Here is a 14,637-nt window from a genome sequence, read left to right as displayed (position 1 = left end):
GCTGGCAGGATGCGCGGTACATCGTCCGGTAGCACCCGCTCTCGAGGAGATCCCGCCAAGGTGACCAGCATTTCGCAGGACCGACCCTTCATTCGCGCGCTCTTCGGTATCGGCATCGCCGCGGCCGCTCTGGTGGCCCTGGCCCCCGCCGCGCAGACCGTACCGAATCATCAGGCCGTGATCCCCGGCTGCGCACCTGCCGCGGCGGGTCAGCCCAACGGCAAGCAGTGGCCCACCGAACCGGCGCTCACCATCGACACCGCCGCGAGCCACACCGCCACCCTCGAGACCACCTGCGGCACCGTCACGATCGCACTCGACGCCGCCGCCGCTCCGCGCACGGTGAACTCGTTCGCCTTCCTCGCGAGCGAGGGCTACTTCGACCACACCCGCTGCCACCGGCTCACCACTCAGGGCATCTTCGTGCTCCAGTGCGGCGACCCCACCGCCACCGGCATGGGCGGCCCCGGCTACAAGTTCACCGACGAGAACCTCGCGGGCGCTGTCTACCCGGCGGGCACCGTCGCGATGGCCAACGCGGGCCCCGCCACCAACGGCAGCCAGTTCTTCCTGGTCTACCGCGACACCCAGTTGCCCCCGAACTACACGCCCTTCGGCACGATCACCGAGGGCCTGGACGCGCTGACCAATGTCGCCAACGCGGGCGTAGCGGGCGGCGGCGCCGACGGCACCCCCGTGGCCGACGTGGTCTTCGATGCCGTGACCACCACACAGGGCTGATCAACGACCGAGGGCCGCGTCTCCGGAATTCGGAGACGCGGCCCTCGTCGTGGGGCTGGTCGATCAGCCGGCGCTGATCGAACTGAACAGGTTCTGAATGGTCTGCAGGATGATCTCGGTCAGCAATTCAGCGGCGGAACCGGCCATGTCAACGCTCCTCGTATGTCCTCATCAGGTGAAACGAACAAGTGAAGCGTGCCCTATTCACTTACCGTCGCGCAGCGTTTCGGTGAAAATAGGTGAACAGAAACGCGAAGGCCGCGCCCCACCGGGACGCGGCCTTCGCAGATCGTGACTACAGGTACTGACCGGTGTTGGACTCGGTGTCGATCGCCCGGCTGGCCGAGGCGTTCTTGCCCGTGACGAGCGTGCGGATGTAGACGATCCGCTCGCCCTTCTTACCCGAGATCCGTGCCCAGTCATCAGGATTGGTGGTGTTGGGCAGGTCTTCGTTCTCGGCGAACTCGTCGACGATCGAGTCGAACAGGTGCTGGATCCGCAGACCCGGGTTGCCCGTGTCGAGCACCGACTTGATCGCGTACTTCTTCGCCCGGTCCACGATGTTCTGGATCATCGCGCCGGAGTTGAAGTCCTTGAAGTACAGGACCTCCTTGTCACCGTTGGCGTAGGTGACCTCCAGGAACCGGTTGTCGTCGCTCTCGGCGTACATCCGCTCGACGACCTTCTCGATCATCGCCTCGACGCACGCCTGCTTGTCGCCGTCGAACTCGCGCAGATCGCTCTCGTGCAGCGGCAGCGTCTCGGTGAGGTACTTCGAGAAGATGTCCTGTGCCGATTCCGCGTCGGGGCGCTCGATCTTGATCTTCACATCGAGACGGCCCGGCCGCAGGATCGCGGGGTCGATCATGTCCTCGCGGTTGGACGCACCGATCACGATGACGTTCTCCAGCCCCTCCACGCCGTCGATCTCCGAAAGCAGCTGCGGCACAACGGTGGTCTCCACATCGGAGGAGACACCGGAACCGCGGGTGCGGAAGATCGAGTCCATCTCGTCGAAGAACACGATCACCGGAGTGCCCTCGGAGGCCTTCTCGCGCGCCCGCTGGAAGATGATGCGAATGTGGCGCTCGGTCTCGCCGACGAACTTGTTGAGCAGCTCGGGGCCCTTGATGTTGAGGAAGAACGACTTGGCTTCCTTGGCATCCTGACCACGCGATTCGGCGATCTTCTTGGCGAGGGAGTTGGCCACCGCCTTGGCGATCAGCGTCTTACCGCACCCGGGCGGACCGTAGAGCAGCACACCCTTGGGCGGGCGAAGCGCGTACTCGCGGAACAGATCCTTGTGCAGGAACGGCAGTTCCACCGCGTCGCGGATCTGCTCGATCTGACGGCCGAGTCCACCGATGTCGGTGTAGTCGACGTCGGGAACCTCTTCCAGCACAAGGTCTTCGACCTCGGCCTTGGGAACCCGCTCGAACGCGAAGCCCGCTTTGGAATCGACCAGCAGCGAATCACCGGGCCGCAGTTTGCGAATCGGGTAGTCGGGGTCAGCCATGTCGTCGTACTCGGCGATCTTGGACAGCGGACCCGACAGCCACACCACCCGCTCTTCGTCGGCGTGGCCGACCACGAGGGCGCGCCTGCCGTCGTCGAGAATCTCACGCAGCGTGCCGATTTCGCCGATTGCGTCGAAATTCCCGGCCTCTACGACGGTGAGTGCCTCGTTGAGGCGCACGGTCTGGCCGTATTCCAGTGCGTCAGCGTCGATGTTGGGCGAGCAGGTCAACCGCATCTTGCGTCCGGAGGTGAAGACGTCGACCGTCTGATCCTCGTAGGCGTGGATGACGATGCCGTAGCCGCTCGGCGGCTGGCCGAGACGATCGACTTCTTCCCGCAAGGCGATCAGCTGCTGGCGCGCTTCTTTGAGCGTGTCCATCAACTTGCCGTTGCGGATGGTCAGCGAATCGATCCTGGCTTCCAATTCGCGTGCGCGATCCGGCGAATCGGCGAGTTGCCTGCGAAGAGCAGCCGACTCGGCGCGTACCGCCTCGAGCTCTCGCCAGGCCGCCGAATCCGAATTCTCGTTGGGGCTCATGATGCTGCTCCTCCCAGTCCCGGTCTATCAACGCTACCGGGCGCGGTCCGTTCTCGCTTTCCGACATGGTTTCGTCGTGATCACATCTTGTACGGTCGGTACGACATCAACCACACATTTGCACCTGTTAGGCTCCCCTAACACCCCGTACGGGGCACTCGCCAACGAGTCGAAAGGTTGCTGAACATGCTCCTTCCTCCCCGCACGATCCGTGTCGCCGTCGCCACCGCCGCGGCGGCGCTCGCCGTCACGGTCGGACTGACCGGTTGCGGCGACTCCGACGATTCCTCGACGAATGCCACCACGAGCAGTACCAGTATCTCGGCCGCTCCGTCCAGCGTTTCGGCAACTCCGGCACCTTCGGGTGACAACGCCGCCGCCCCCACCGCCGATTCCCTGAAGGCGACGCTGATCAAGTTCGCCGATCCCGGGCTGTCCACCGACGACAAGGCGAAACTGATCGTCAACGGCGATTCGCACAAGTCCAACATCGATCAGATGAACGGCATGCTGGCCGGCTACACCCTGACTTTCGCCGTCGACAACGTCGCGACCAGTGGTGACACCGCCACCGCCGATGTGACGATCACCTCCCCCCACGGCACGGCGCCCGCGTTCCCGGTCACCTGGCAGAAGGACGGCGGCACCTGGAAGCTGTCCGACGCCAGCGGCTGCTTGCTGCTCGGCTTCGCGCAGGCTCCCTGCACGCCCGCCTGATCGATCGGCATGCCCGGATGACCGCGAAGTACCTCCGGGACCGCGTGGACGCCCTGCAAGCCGAGTAGGCCGCCAAGATCACTCACGGTGAGCGTCCCGCGGGTACGGCTTCCGGGCGGGGGCGCACGCTCGAGTAGTTCCACCCGGCGAACGGGTAGTTCCGCGCTGTGCCCGCGGGATGGTTTCCTGCGATCGTCTTGCCATGAGTGTTGTACCCAGCGTCGCGGTGGTCGCCGCGAACACCCCGGCCGATCGTGATCGGTTCCTGGACCTGCTGCGCATTTCGTCGCTGGTGGTGGTCGTCGCAGGCCATTGCCTGATGTTGACCGTGACGGTGTCGGGCACCGAGGTGCACTTCGGCAATGTGCTCGCCGACCTGCCGATGCTGCAGCCGCTCACCTGGGTTCTGCAGGTACTTCCGCTGTTCTTCTTCGCGGGGGTCGCCGCAGGTGCGCGCGGCCTCGGGCCCGGGACATCGTGGGGTGCTTGGCTTTTCCGGCGCACCCAACGGCTGGTGCGACCGCTCGGATACTTCGTCGGCGCCTCGGCGGTGCTGCTGGTGGTGGCCGATCTGGTGCTCGCGCCGGGATGGCACCGTCCACTCGCGGTGACGAGCGTGCAGCTGCTGTGGTTTCTCGGGATGTATCTGGTGGTGCTGGCGTGTGTGCCGTTGCTCGCGGCACAGGTCACCAGTGGTCGCCGGATGTTCGCTGTAGTCGCGGTGATCGTGGTGATCACCGCGGCCGTCGACGCGGTGCGGCTCACCGGTGGGCCGATGGAGCTCGGCTACCTGAATCTGATCGTCTGGCTGGTGCCCGCGGCGCTCGGGATCGGCTATCTGCGCGATCTCCTGTCCCGCCGGACCGCGGCGGTGCTGGCCTGCGTGGTCCTGGCAGCCGATGTGCTGCTGGTAGTGATCGGCCCGTACGAGACGAGCCTGGTCACCGTGCCGGGCCAGCGACTGTCGAATCTGGCGCCGCCCTCGCTGCTGCTGGCCGGGCACGCGGTGGTGCTGTGCTGCGCCGCCGTCGCGATAGCGCCCTGGTTGCGCAGTATCGCCGCGCGCCCTCGGGTCTGGTGGTTGACCGTCATCGGCAACACCGGGGCTATGACTCTCTACCTGTGGCACATGCCAGCCCTGCTCACCGTGCTCGTGCTCAGCCACCTGGCTGGAGTCGATCGCACCGCGCCGACCGAGTCCGGGTTCTGGCTGCTCACAACGGTGCAGCTCGTCGCGACGGCCGCGCTCACCGGCGCCTTGTTCCTCGCCCTGCGCGGCCTGGAGAACACTCCCCTGCGCTGGTGGGACGGGCCGGTTGCCGCGGTGCGTGGTGTCCGCTCGGCCGCCACCGTATTCGCCGTGATCGCGGCCGGGCTCGCGATCCTGCAGGCCACCCGATGGGGCCTCACCGTGGACGGGTGGAGCTGGTTCGCAGGCGCGGCGGCAGCGTTGCTGGCCGCCCGCCTGCTCACCCGTGCGTGGATCAGCCCTTGGACGGGCGCCGCTGCGGCTTGGGCGTGACGGTGCCCTCGGCCAGGCGCCGCGCGCTCACCAGGAACGCGGTGTGGCCCTGCATGCGATGCTCAGGGCGCACGGCCAGACCGACGACGTGCCAGCCACGGACCATCGACTCCCACGAGCGCGGTTCGGTCCAGCATTCCTGCTCGCGCAGCGCCTCGACCACCTTGGACAGCTGGGTGACGGTGGCGACGTAGACCACGAGCACCCCTCCGGGAACCAGCGCCTTCGACACCGCGGGCAACGCGTCCCACGGCGCGAGCATGTCGAGCACCACCCGGTCGACCTGCGGGCCCTCGTACTCGGCCACGTCGGCGATGGTGATCGACCAGTTCGGCGGGCGCTCACCGAAGAAGGTCTCCACATTGCGCACGGCGTGTTCGGCATGGTCGTCGCGGATCTCGTAGGAGATCACCTCGCCCTCGAGCCCGACCGCGCGCAACAGCGAGCAGGTCAGCGCACCGGAACCGGCGCCGGCTTCCAGCACTCGCGCACCCGGGAACACATCACCCTCGTGCACGATCTGGGCGGCGTCCTTGGGATAGATGACAGCGGCGCCGCGCGGCATCGACAGCACGTAGTCGGTGAGCAGCGGGCGAAGGGCCAGATAAGGGGTGCCGTTGACCGACTTCACGACGGTGCCCTCGTCGTTGCCGATGAGGTCGTCGTGCTTGATGCCGCCGCGATGGGTATGGAATTCCTTACCCTCTTCGAGCACCACCGTGAAGAGGCGACCCTTGCCGTCGGTCAGCTGCACGCGGTCCCCGATAGCGAATGGGCCCGTTCGTCTGGCCGTCAATGTATCTCCGTTCTCCGTTGGAGTAACCAGCCTGCCAGGTCCGACGACCCCGACCCGAACAGGGTGAGGGCTCCGAGCTACTTCGCGGCAGCCAGAACCCGCTGCTGCTCGCGTGCCGCCGCATGAGTCTCGTCCTGGGTCTTGCCCCAGACCTCCGCGACGTAGCGTCCACCGGTCACCACGCAGACCCAGGCGTTGGCGTTGCTGTTGCCGTCGGTCAGGCAGGTAGCACCCGGGACGTCCGCAGGCGCGGGCGCGACGGACTTGGTCCACGCCGCGGCGATCGCGGCCGAGGTAGCGGCGGCAAGCCTCGCCGCACCCGCGGCGTCCCCGGTGCGGTAGACGGTGGTTCCCTTGTTCGCCATCGCGACGACCCCTACCTCGCGGTACAGCGCCACCGCCGCCTGCTGGTCCTCGGCGAACAGCAGCGCGCCGTGCTGTCGGTAGGCGCCCCGGCCGGAACTGTTGTCACCGACCGACAGCTCGAAGATTCCGTCCGGATCGTAGGGCAGTGTCGCCAGCTCGCGCTCCGGCGTCGGAGTGAACGAATCCAGCAGTGGCCGTTGCTGTTCCAGTGCCTTGGTGATCGTCCGTTCGATGTCGGGCCGACCACCCGCGCGCACCTTGGTGAACACGACGAACCCGCCCTGCGGCGTGAACCCCATACCGGTGAGCCTGCCACGGTCCTCGAGCAGGACGAGCCGCGTGGAAGGCGAGCCGGGAACTGTGGCGGGAGTCCACTCTCCGGATTGCAGCAGGCCGCGTTCCTCGGTGGCGGCTACCGCGAAATCGGCCGCCGCCGCTGTAGCGGTCGCCGCATCGCGAAACCGCATCACACCGTGGGTGAGCCAGTCGGTGTCGGCGGTCCCGCTGCCGCCGTTGGAACGCTCGGAGACGAACCCGGTGATCAGACCGTGCCGGTCGGCAACGGCGGCGATCGCGTTGTGATGCCCGGCCGACACCTTCAATCGCGCGGAGTGGAGCACATTCGAGTTGCCGTGGCGGCGATAGGCGGGGTCGATGTCGGTGGGCAGCGCCAACACCTCCGCGATCCGCATGCCCTCGGCGAGTTTGCCCATGGCCAGCCGCTGATCGTCGGTCTGCGCAATCGTCGACGTGGTCGGCGTCGCCGCTGTCGTCGACGCGGCCGCGGTTGCGCTGACCGGAACCCGGACCACCTTCCCCGGATCCTCGCACGCGCTCACCATGATCACCGCGGCCAGAACCGCCCCCACCCGGAACACCAGTTGCATGCCGCGATCCTGGCAGAACCAGCCCACAACCGCCGAATCCCGAGTCCGCCACCGCGCCTGAGCCGAATCGGGCAATCCTGTCAGTGGCTGCCGTTAACCTGCGAAATATGTCAGCGCCCTTGTCCGTGCCCCTCACCGATGTCACCGCCGCCGCGCCGGTGCATCGGTCGCGTCCGGCGTTGTCGCCTTCGCGGGCAAGCGATTTCAAGCAGTGCCCGCTGAAATACCGGTTGCGGGCGATCGATCGAGTACCCGAACCGCCGTCGCGCGCGGCGGTGCGCGGGACCGTGGTGCACGCGGTCCTCGAGGATCTGTTCGGGTTGCCCGCGGCCGAGCGTCAGCCGGAACGGGCGGCGGAGTTGGTTCCCGACGCCTGGGAGCGGGTGCGCGCGGAGCGGGACGGAGTGGACGAGCTCGTCGCCGACGGCGGACCGCAGGCGCTGTTCGACGAGGTGCGCAAGCTGGTCGCAAGCTACTACGAGCTCGAAGACCCGCGGCGATTCGAGCCACATGCGCTGGAGGAGCGGGTCGAGGTCGACCTCGACGGCGATATCCCGCTGCGCGGTTTCGTCGACCGGATCGACGTGGCGCCCAACGGCCTGTTGCGGGTGGTCGACTACAAGACCGGTCGCTCGCCCGGGCCGATGCACGAAGCGCGCGCGCTGTTCCAGCTCAAGTTCTACGCGCTGATGATCCTGCGCACCCGCGACATCGTCCCGGCCCAACTTCGCCTGATCTATCTGGCCGACAAGAACATCCTCACCTACACGCCCGAGCGCGAGGAATTGGACCGCTTCCAACGCATTCTCACCGCACTCTGGCAAGCCATCATCGACGCGGGCAAGACCGGGGACTTCCCGCCCACGCGCAATTCGATGTGCAAGTTCTGCGACTTCAAACCGCTGTGCCCCGAGTACGGCGGCACCCCGCCGCCGTATCCGGGTTGGCCGGTCCAGACCCCGATCCCTGCCGACCTGGTGACAGAACGCCTCCCCGAAGACGTGTGAGCGCGATCGGCCGCATCGGCTCGGGTCGTCCGGGTTAAGCTGCGAACACCCTATGCAACTCGTTGAATATGAGGTGAGCTGACAGATGCATCCTTTCCGCGCGGCGGTCGAAGCACGAGACGTTGCGGCCATCGAGGCACTGCTGGCCGAGAATGTGGTCTTCACCAGCCCCGTCGCCTTCCAGCCCTATCCCGGCAAAGCCATCACCGCGGCCATCTTGCGCGCGGTGATCCGCGTGTTCGAAGACTTCCGCTACGTGCGCGAGATCGGCGAGGGGCGCGATCACGCCCTGATGTTCGAGGCGACCGTGGACGGCAAGCAACTCACCGGGTGCGATTTCGTCCACCTCGACGAGGACGGCAAGATCGACGAATTGATGGTGATGGTCCGGCCACTGTCGGCCGCGAACGCCCTGGCCGCGCGGATGGGCGCGCAGTTCGAACAGATCAAGGCCGAGGCGACCGCGAGCAGCCGGGCTGATTCCTGAGGCTGCCCGCGGCGGGCACTCAGACCGCGAAGTCGCGGAACAGCAGCACCGAAAGACCGAGGCCGACAGCGAGATTCACGATCACCGCCGATCCGAAGACCACGATCGGCCGCCAGCCGGCTTCGCGCAGCCCACGCAGCGAGAACTCCAGGCCGATGGAGACGAAGGCCAGGATCAGGAACCAGGTGCGCAGGTCGTTGATGACGGCGATGTGCGCGGCGCCGGTCAACTTGTCGACCGATTGCAGATACAGCGTCCCGATGATCGAGGCGGCGATGAACCCGAGCACGAATTTCGGGAACCTGGCCCAGAATTCGCCGATGCTCGGACGAGCGGCGCCCTCGGTGCGATCCACGCGGAACGCGAACCAGGCGGTGAGCGCGATCGCCACCAGACCGATGAGTGCGTTCTGAGTGGTCTTGACGATCGTCGCGATCTGCAACGACTGCTCACCCGCCAGCGCACCCGCGGCAGCCACCGCGGCCGTGGTGTCGATATTGCCACCGATCCACGCGCCTGCCACCGCATCGGAGAGCCCGAAAACATCAGCGAGCCAAGGCAACAGGAAGATCGACGGCAGGGCGAAGATGATCACCAGCGACGCCGCGTAGGCGATCTGCTCGCGCCGCGCCTGCACCGCACCCGCCGCCGCGATGGCCGCGCTCACCCCGCAGATCGACACCGCCGACGACAGCAGCGCCCGCAGCTTGTCGTCGAGCCCGAGCACCCCACCGAACCACCAGGTGAACCCGAAAACGATGGTGATCAACGCCAACGCCTGCACGATCGACGGCGCGGCGGCGGTCACCAGGATCTTCAGATTGATCGACGCGCCGAGCAGCACCACGCCGGTCTTGATGAAGAACTCGGTACGGAACCCGGCCGAAAGCCGTTCTCGCAGACCCAGTTTGTTCAAGACCACATTGCCGATCAACCCGATCACGATCGCGTAGACCGGGTACTCGACTGTCTTCGCGACCCGCCTCAACGGCGTATCCGCCGCCCACTGCGGAACATGGGTGTCGAAGAACCGCGTCAACGCGCCCAGCACGAGCACGAGGGCGATCCCTGCCACGACATCGGCCACCGCGGGCCGCGAATTCCCCTGCAACGCCGCGGTTTCCGACGTCGTCCGTGTCTCCCCCATCACGGCACCAGCCAATCCGGGATCGCCCCGACCAGCACAAGGCCGATCAGAACGAGCCCGACGACGGTAGCCAACCAGTCTTCGTTCCAGCTGAATGCGCTGCCCGGCCGCGGCTCGGGCTCTGTCTGCGACACGGTGACTCCTTGCGTTCCTGTCGAGAAACGCAAGGTAGCAATGGGATAGCGCGAATACACCGATTGCACTCGCGCTGAATCAATCGTCGAGATCGCGACCGAGGCGCCGCGCGGAAACTACCGCAGGCGGCGTTCCTCTTCGCCCGATCATGGATTGCCCGGACAAATCTGCCGTCCAGCCTACTCGCGGCGGAGCGCGCCGCCGCGGGCTCGACCCGGCACCCACGGTGGCGGGTCGAGCCCCGATATTCCGGGTCTCCCGGTAGCACCTCGCCCCCCGTAAAATGCAGGTCGCGGGCCTACATCGAATCCCGCACGGCGAGGAGAAACCAATGAACCGCAGCCTGTCCCGGACCGTCGCGGCCGCCGGTATCGCGCTGGCGATGGCAACCTTCCCAGCCATCGCCTCAGCGAGCTCAGCCACAGTGCCGACCGTCGCCCAGCCCATCGTCAACGGCGCGCCGACACCACCGTTCGACCCGATCTGCCCGCTGTGTTTCGTGCGTGAGGCGCTCGAGAGTCTCTCCGCGCAGTAAACGCACAGCCGCCCCGAGTTCCTTATGACTTTCCGAGGGCAGAAACGTGCCCGTATGATGCCGTTCGAGGGTGAAAGTGATGGCGGCACAGCGGGGGAGGTCAATTGATGTCCGATGGCGACGGACGCGACCGACTACGCGCTGAGATTGCCGACTTCTATGCGGGATTCGGACAGCCTGCCGCATTGCTTGCCGCGTTCCGGCAGGCTGCGCTGCTCGTCCCACTGACGGCGGATGATCGCGTCTTCTTCTCGCCGCTGGGCGGCGTCGACTGGTTGTGCACCTTCACCAGCATCGAGGAGTACGCCCGATTCATGGTGGCTCGCGGTCATCTGCAGGACGGTGGCGTCGACCTGGCCCGGGAATACCGCCACCACTGGCTGTTCGGATGGCGACTGCAGGATTATGTCGAGGCCCGCGACGAGCCCGCCGGAATCACGATCGACATCGTGGGTTCGGCACCCATGGCGTTTCCGCCGGATGTCTCCGGGTAATCGACACATGGGGAGGGGTATGCGATGACGAGGCTCGAGATCGATCCAGCGGTCCTGCAGCAAGCCGCGAAAGGTATCGAGGACACCATCGGTCAACTGTCGGACATGGGGATCGGCGAGACAGGCAATATGGGTCGAGGCTTCGCGCTGCTCACGCTCTCGACGCTCGAAGCAGGCAAGCACACGGTGCAGAAGACCTTCGAGGAGTTCACCGAACGGTGGTCCTGGGGTGTGCGTGCGCTGGTCCAAGGGGGCAACTCGATCGCCCGGACGCTCGGTTTGGCCGCGGGCCGGTACGACGAAATGGATGCCAAGGCCCATGGCACGCTCAAGAAGATGTGGACGCACCTGGCAGGAAACCCACATCTGTCCGACGAGGAAATCACCAAGCGTTCCTGGGGCGATACCTTCTCCGACAACTCCTTCAACCACATCCGCAACGCGGATTACAGCGTGAAGTCTTTTCAGGACGCCAACCAGACCATTCAGAACAATATGAAGGTGATCGAGACGGTCGGCCCGCAAGCACTGGCGAATGTGAGCCCGGTGAGCGGCCTCGTCACCGGTGAATCACCCGGTTGGAACACCGGCGCCGCCCAGCAGGCAGCCGATATCATGAAACAGGGGCAAGGGGGGCATTAGTCAGTGGGACTCGGCGATTTCATCGACAAAGTCGGCAGCGCGATCGAGGACGGTGTCGAGGATCTCACCGAGGGCGCCGGGCAGGTCATCGATGACGGCCTGGATATGGTCGGAGACGCGGCCGGGTATGTCGGCCTGGACAGTGTCGACGACGCGCTCGACGATCTGGGCGACAACATCGCCTCCGCTACCGGCGGCGATGTCGAAGAGGAAGAACTCGGCCAGACCGAGGACCCCAAAGAACTGATCCTGGGTGAGCCGTCCGAAATCGGTTCCGCTGCAGAGACATTGAAGAAGATGGCCGAGGCGATCGAGTCGACGGGTCAGGCGCTGCAGAAGATCGACGCCGCCGATTGGACGGGCGAGGGCGCTGACGCGTTCAACCAGGTGTACGACAAGCAGCCGAAACTCTGGTTCGAGGGCGGCGATGCCATGACGGCGGCGGCCGGTGCCATGGAAGCCTGGCAGAACGAGGTGAAAGCCGCACAGGACAAGGCCGCGACCGCCATCGAGCGATGGAAGGCCGCCCACGCGGAGGAAGTCAGGCAGAAGAACTGGTGGAACTCGCTGACCGGTAAGGAGCAACAGCAGAATCCGCTGGTCGATACCTGGACGTCCCTTCGCAACGACGCGCGAGAGATCCTGCGGGGCGCACGAGTTCAGCGTGACAACGGCGCATCGATCGCCAACGGAGCGTTGTCCGCGGCTACCGAGAAGGCTCCGAAAGAACCTCCTTTCACCGAACGTTGGATTGCCAACATCTCCGACCTCGGTGGAGTCCTCGAGCACGGAGCGTTGAATTTCTCCGCCGGTTTGCTCACCAGTCTCACGGGGCTCGTGCAGTTCGTGCGCCAGGTGAATCCGACCGATATCTACAACATCACCCACCCCGCGGACTACGCGAAAGGGTTGTCCGACCTCAGCACCGGACTGGTTGTCGCCGTGGCGGATCCCGGCGCCGCGGTCTCGGCGATCTTGAAGGACGCTCGGGCCAACCCGTTCGAGTTCGTCGGTGCGCTTACCGGCGATGCCCTGCTCACGGCCGCCACCGGTGGTGGGGGTAGTGCGAAAGTCGCCATCAGTGCCTTGAAGAAGGTCACCGATGCGGGCAGACGACTTCCCGGTTCCGGCCCGAGCCCGAGCCCGCACAGCCCGAACCCGAGCGCGCACAGCCCGAACCCGAACCCGCACAGCCCGAGCCCGACCAGGGAAGTCGACCCGACCAGAGCGACCTCCCCGCCTGGGCCGGAAGGCCAACGCCAAGGCGCCGGCCTTCCGACTTCCGATCGAGGGCCGACACCGGAAGGACGTCCGGTCGAGGGGGCACCGCAACGCGAAGCACCGACCCAGCGAACCGAGGACACCGGAGACGGTTACTCGCCGACACCGGAACACACCGAGCCACGGCACTCCGAACCGCAGGCCCAGACCGACCGCGACCAGCCGTCACCCACTACCGAACCCACCGGCAACGCACCCGATCCCGAACCCATCCGACAGCCCGAACCCACTCAGGCGCCGGATCCCACCCCCGACGCCGACCCGCAAACGAGTCGACCGGAACCGCGCCCGGAAGCGGCAGGCACATCGACCCCCGACTCGACGCCCACCCAACGCGCAGATCAAACACCCGCCCAACAGACCGACGACACGCCAACCCAACGCACCGACCCGACGCCCACCCAGCAAACCGACCACACGCCAACCCAACGCACCGACTCGACGCCCACCCAACAGACCGACCACACACCGACGCAACGCACCGACCCGACCCCCACTCAACAAACCGACCACACACCGAACCAACGCACCGACCCAGCGTCGACTCACCACACGAATCCCGATTCACCAGCGACACCGCACGGGGACTCGCCCCGCTCGCAGGCGGATCCCGACACGACATCGCACAGTGATCAGGACACCGCACCGACTCAGCACAGCGATCCCGACCGAACATCCCGCGAGGACGGCTCGGCCTCGGAAACCCGGGTGAACCCCATCGCTGATCGAGCGCCGCACACCAACGACGCCCCATCCGACGTCGACTCCCGACCGACTGCGCACACGGATCCGACGCCACAGACCTCGAGCCCCACGACACCTGCCGCAGGCTGGCAACCCGGCCACAGCATCAATCCCGACAACGGCCCCGCACACCGACCGACTCCCGACGCACACCCAGCGCGCACCCAGCCCGGCGCCACCCAGGCCGGGCCATCCCCTACGCCGCACTCACCCCGCGTCGATTCGACACCACAACGGCCACAACACGATCCAGGCACCGGACCCCAGAAGGCCCCCGTCTCCCCGCGCGCCGGCACGGCGCCCGACCCGGCCGGACGCGCGAACGGGCATTCGCCACTGACCGCCGGACCCCATCCGGATTCCCCGACCAGGTCGACACCAGGGCACACGCCGACACGCGCAGATGCCGAACCGCCATCCCGCGCACACCCCGATTCCGACGGCCGAGGACCGGACCACGACCCGGACAAACCCCGCGACCGCGCTGACGGACGCTCCCCCGAGCATGAACCGGCGCCGAAAGATCGCACGCCTGACCGAGGGCCGAACGATTCGGCCACTCCACGTGACCGCACCCCTGACCGCGACCCCGACACGCACCCCGACCGCGACTCCCCCACCGATCGCACCCCGGATCGCGACCGGGACAGCGCCTCACCCACCAAGCGAAACCCCGAGCGTGATCACGACCCCGACTCCCCCAGAGATCGCACCCCCGACCGTGATCACGAAACGGACCGCGACGCTGATCCTGACCGCCGGACGGCGCAGGATCGCGCCGATGCCGATCGCAGCGCGCACGAGCACGCGCGGGAGTCCGGTGCGGAATCCGATCGAACACCGGACCAGAAGACCTGTTCCGAAGACCCCGTCGACATCGGCACCGGCGAGTTCCTGCTTCCCGAAACAGATCTCGATCTACCTGCTGTCCTGCCGATGACGCTGCAGCGGGCGCACCATTCGAACTACCGGTTCGGTCGCTGGTTCGGCCCGTCTTGGTCCAGCACATTGGACGCGCGGATCGTCGTCGAGGACGCAGGTGTCACCTTCATCGGCGAGAACGCGATGATGCTCGCCTAC

The 14,637-nt window shown here is 66.5% G+C and carries 13 protein-coding genes and 1 pseudogene; 9 read left to right on the top strand and 5 right to left on the bottom strand.

Annotated features, from left to right (window positions below):
* The first annotated feature begins 60 nt into the window (after positions 1 to 60).
* Positions 61 to 741, top strand: coding sequence for a peptidylprolyl isomerase (locus IBJ82_RS05635; protein ID WP_370585159.1), 681 nt, complete (start codon positions 61 to 63; stop codon positions 739 to 741).
* A 295-nt stretch (positions 742 to 1,036) separates the two neighbouring features.
* Here the strand turns inward: IBJ82_RS05635 and arc are convergent, their stop codons facing one another.
* Positions 1,037 to 2,797: a proteasome ATPase gene (gene arc, locus IBJ82_RS05630; protein ID WP_194824810.1), complete on the bottom strand. Its 1,761-nt coding sequence runs from the start codon at positions 2,795 to 2,797 to the stop codon at positions 1,037 to 1,039.
* A gap of 186 nt (positions 2,798 to 2,983) precedes the next feature.
* On the opposite strand from arc, the gene IBJ82_RS05625 reads away from it, so the two are divergent.
* Together IBJ82_RS05625 and IBJ82_RS05620 are read left to right on the top strand one after the other, a co-directional pair.
* Positions 2,984 to 3,514 (top strand): hypothetical protein, encoded by a 531-nt coding sequence (locus IBJ82_RS05625; RefSeq protein ID WP_194824809.1) that lies wholly within the window; start codon positions 2,984 to 2,986, stop codon positions 3,512 to 3,514.
* A gap of 202 nt (positions 3,515 to 3,716) precedes the next feature.
* Positions 3,717 to 5,036 (top strand): acyltransferase family protein, encoded by a 1,320-nt coding sequence (locus tag IBJ82_RS05620; protein ID WP_194824808.1) that lies wholly within the window; start codon positions 3,717 to 3,719, stop codon positions 5,034 to 5,036.
* Here IBJ82_RS05620 and IBJ82_RS05615 read toward each other — a convergent pair.
* Positions 4,999 to 5,832, bottom strand: a complete 834-nt coding sequence (locus tag IBJ82_RS05615) for a tRNA (adenine-N1)-methyltransferase (protein WP_194824807.1) — start codon at positions 5,830 to 5,832, stop codon at positions 4,999 to 5,001. The genes IBJ82_RS05620 and IBJ82_RS05615 overlap by 38 nt on opposite strands.
* Before the next feature lie 77 nt (positions 5,833 to 5,909).
* Positions 5,910 to 7,085, bottom strand: coding sequence for a hypothetical protein (locus tag IBJ82_RS05610; RefSeq protein ID WP_194824806.1), 1,176 nt, complete (start codon positions 7,083 to 7,085; stop codon positions 5,910 to 5,912).
* Positions 7,086 to 7,192: 107 nt separating this feature from the next.
* On the opposite strand from IBJ82_RS05610, the gene IBJ82_RS05605 reads away from it, so the two are divergent.
* Together IBJ82_RS05605 and IBJ82_RS05600 are read left to right on the top strand one after the other, a co-directional pair.
* Entirely contained in the window at positions 7,193 to 8,092 is a 900-nt protein-coding gene (locus tag IBJ82_RS05605; RefSeq protein WP_194824805.1) for a PD-(D/E)XK nuclease family protein, read from the top strand.
* 85 nt (positions 8,093 to 8,177) lie between these two features.
* Positions 8,178 to 8,579, top strand: a complete 402-nt coding sequence (locus IBJ82_RS05600) for a nuclear transport factor 2 family protein (protein WP_194824804.1) — start codon at positions 8,178 to 8,180, stop codon at positions 8,577 to 8,579.
* Between the two features lie 19 nt (positions 8,580 to 8,598).
* Here the strand turns inward: IBJ82_RS05600 and IBJ82_RS05595 are convergent, their stop codons facing one another.
* Positions 8,599 to 9,726 (bottom strand): YeiH family protein, encoded by a 1,128-nt coding sequence (locus IBJ82_RS05595; RefSeq protein WP_194824803.1) that lies wholly within the window; start codon positions 9,724 to 9,726, stop codon positions 8,599 to 8,601.
* Entirely contained in the window at positions 9,726 to 9,860 is a 135-nt protein-coding gene (locus tag IBJ82_RS35030) for a hypothetical protein (protein ID WP_255532827.1), read from the bottom strand. The genes IBJ82_RS05595 and IBJ82_RS35030 overlap by 1 nt, the downstream gene beginning before the upstream one ends.
* A 332-nt stretch (positions 9,861 to 10,192) precedes the next feature.
* Here IBJ82_RS35030 and IBJ82_RS05590 point away from each other — a divergent pair, with 332 nt between their 5' ends.
* From IBJ82_RS05590 to IBJ82_RS35300, 4 genes and pseudogenes are all read left to right on the top strand, one after another.
* Complete coding sequence (locus IBJ82_RS05590; protein WP_194824802.1) at positions 10,193 to 10,396, top strand: hypothetical protein; 204 nt, start codon at positions 10,193 to 10,195, stop codon at positions 10,394 to 10,396.
* Between the two features lie 107 nt (positions 10,397 to 10,503).
* Positions 10,504 to 10,890, top strand: coding sequence for a hypothetical protein (locus IBJ82_RS05585; RefSeq protein WP_194824801.1), 387 nt, complete (start codon positions 10,504 to 10,506; stop codon positions 10,888 to 10,890).
* Between the two features lie 24 nt (positions 10,891 to 10,914).
* Positions 10,915 to 11,532, top strand: a complete 618-nt coding sequence (locus IBJ82_RS05580; protein WP_194824800.1) for a hypothetical protein — start codon at positions 10,915 to 10,917, stop codon at positions 11,530 to 11,532.
* A 3-nt stretch (positions 11,533 to 11,535) separates the two neighbouring features.
* Positions 11,536 to 14,613 (top strand): annotated as a pseudogene (locus IBJ82_RS35300) (putative T7SS-secreted protein); the annotation flags it as partial.
* Between the last annotated feature and the right edge of the window lie 24 nt (positions 14,614 to 14,637).

Origin of the sequence: Nocardia sp. XZ_19_231 (genome assembly GCF_015355705.1) — a bacterium.
Taxonomy (GTDB): domain Bacteria; phylum Actinomycetota; class Actinomycetes; order Mycobacteriales; family Mycobacteriaceae; genus Nocardia; species Nocardia salmonicida.
This window is presented reverse-complemented; position numbering and strand designations above follow the sequence as displayed.